Source organism: Campylobacter sp. CNRCH_2013_0898h (assembly GCF_025772965.1).
GTDB lineage: Bacteria > Campylobacterota > Campylobacteria > Campylobacterales > Campylobacteraceae > Campylobacter_D > Campylobacter_D lari_D.
Genome location: NZ_JAKMTD010000039.1, coordinates 1 through 691 on the forward strand (window position 1 = coordinate 1; position 691 = coordinate 691).

Consider the following 691-nt stretch of genomic DNA (forward strand, 5'->3'; position numbering starts at 1 on the left):
CGCCGTTATAATTTTTAATAGTAAGCTGAGTCACACCACTACTTTTAGCTTGAGAACCTGTTTCAAATCTAGTTACACCTATTTTAGAGCTTTGAGTTGGACCTATACTAGCTTTTACGGTTTGATTTGACTGTGCACCGAGTTGGAATTCTTGATTTATAAAGTTTCCACTTAAAAGCTGCTTTCCATTGAATGCTGTAGTGTTAGCTATATTATCAAGTTCTTCCATCAAACGATTAATATCAGCTTGAAGCATATTTCTTGTTTTAGTACTTTGTCCATCTTGTGCTGCTTGAGTAGCTTTTACTTTGATAGTATCTAAGATTTTAAGCTGCTCATCCATAGCCTTATCAGCTGTTTGTAAAATACCTATAGCATCATTACCATTATTTATAGCTTGACCTAAGGTTGCAGCTTGTGATCTTAAGCTATCTGCTATAGCCATACCTGAAGCATCATCTGCTGCAGAATTGATTCTAAGACCTGAACTAAGTCTTGATAAAGACTTATCAAGCTCTCTTGCTGTGATAGTTGAATTTGCATGTGCATTCATTGCACCTATATTGGTGTTTATTCTAAAACCCATTTTAAATCCTTTCAAAATATTGCTTAGAACTTTTAAAGCAATAAATGTTCCAAATTTTAAAGAGTATTTTTAAAGAGTATTTTTAAAGAGTATTTTTAAAGAGTA

General features: G+C 33.0%; 1 pseudogene. It reads right to left on the reverse strand.

The features are described from left to right. Positions 1 to 586, reverse strand: a pseudogene (locus tag L8X50_RS08230) (flagellin); the annotation flags it as partial. Between the last annotated feature and the right edge of the window lie 105 nt (positions 587 to 691).